Origin of the sequence: Streptomyces sp. NPDC006265, assembly GCF_040613555.1 — a bacterium.
Taxonomy (GTDB): Bacteria; Actinomycetota; Actinomycetes; order Streptomycetales; family Streptomycetaceae; genus Streptomyces.
The window spans coordinates 1-1,159 of record NZ_JBEXSH010001493.1 but is presented as its reverse complement, the minus strand read 5'-3'; the positions used below and the strand labels follow the sequence as shown (position 1 = coordinate 1,159).

The 1,159-nt window shown below is 74.5% G+C and carries 1 protein-coding gene; it reads right to left on the bottom strand.

Annotated features, from left to right (window positions below; genetic code table 11):
- Positions 1-169 precede the first annotated feature (169 nt).
- A complete protein-coding gene (locus tag ABZ281_RS50085) occupies positions 170-1,090 on the bottom strand; it encodes a hypothetical protein (RefSeq protein WP_356665572.1) in 921 nt (306 codons plus the stop codon).
- Positions 1,091-1,159 lie beyond the last annotated feature (69 nt).

The window sequence follows — 1,159 nt, the reverse complement described above, 5'->3', positions numbered from 1 at the left end:
GGCAGGCAGCCGGCCGCACGTACCGTCTTGGGTATGAGCCCCACTCCCCCCGCACGCCGCCTGCGCCTCGGCCCAGCGAGTTCGCCGAGCAGGCGGCGCTGCTCCGGGTCGGCGAGGCGGGCTCTGCGCAGCGGGTTGACGCGCAGGAACCACTGGGGTTCGGGGCTGGTCATCGCGGGGCTCCCGTCGGTTCCGTGGCGGTGAGGCGCTCCCGCCAGCTGCTGCCGAGCACCTCGTCGACGGTCTCGGCGAGCGCGAAGCACATGTAGTAGCGCTGCATCGGTGAGACCGTGAGCAGGGGCAGCTGCTGGTAGAAGAGGTTCGTCAGCAGGCGGTAGGCGGCGAAGAACGGGGACGGGGTGCTGATCGCCCCCGAGCCGTGCACGGTCCGGTGGAAGTCGGTGTCCGGCTGCTCGCCGCGCGGCACCAGCGTCTCCGCGCCGGGCGGGCCCATCCGGCTGCGGTCGACGCCGTCGGTGACGGAGTCGAGCAGGTCCGGGGTGAGGGCGCCCGTGGCGACCGCGTGGTCCAGGACCCCGGCGCCGTAGGCGAACGCCGTGCGCCACTGGGCCGCCGCCGGGGACACCGCGCCGTTCAGGCGCTGTTCCACGACCTCCCGGATGCGGGGTCCCTCCTTGGCGAGGCGCTCCCGGAAGACCGGGTGCATGTCCTTGCGGGGAGCCGCCCAGGCGAGGAAGGCCTCCACGTGCGAGCGGGGCGAGAACACCCCGTAGGCCGGCCCCAGCGCATGGGTGTCGACGAGGGCGGCGAACGCCTCCGCGAGTCGGACCGTGCCGCTGCCCGGCTCCTCGGCCATCCCCTCGATCATCGTCAGCACCGGCGTCGCGAGGGCGCCGTACACGACCGTGCGCAGGGCGTCGAGGCGCGGCTCCCTGGAGCGCAGCGCGGGATCGCCGGGTGCGACGCGCAGCACCGCGCCGTGCTCGCGCAGCGGCAGGTACGGCGGCTCCACCGCTTCGAGGCGGCCGAACTCGCGGGCCTGGTCCAGGTACACCTCCTCGGTCAGTGCCCGGGCCGGGTCGAGGGGGCCGGCGTCCAGCCCTGCCTCGATCGCCGCCGAGGCCCGCATCCGCGACGCCGTGCCGATCGCCCGCGTGATCTACCTCGAGCCGGACATCTACAGCGAGCGGGAAGCTGC

Excerpts from the sequence above, each read along its gene's own strand:
- ABZ281_RS50085 (WP_356665572.1), bottom strand. The coding sequence starts at position 1,090 with ATGCGGGCCTCGGCGGCGATCGAGGCAGGGCTGGACGCCGGCCCCCTC.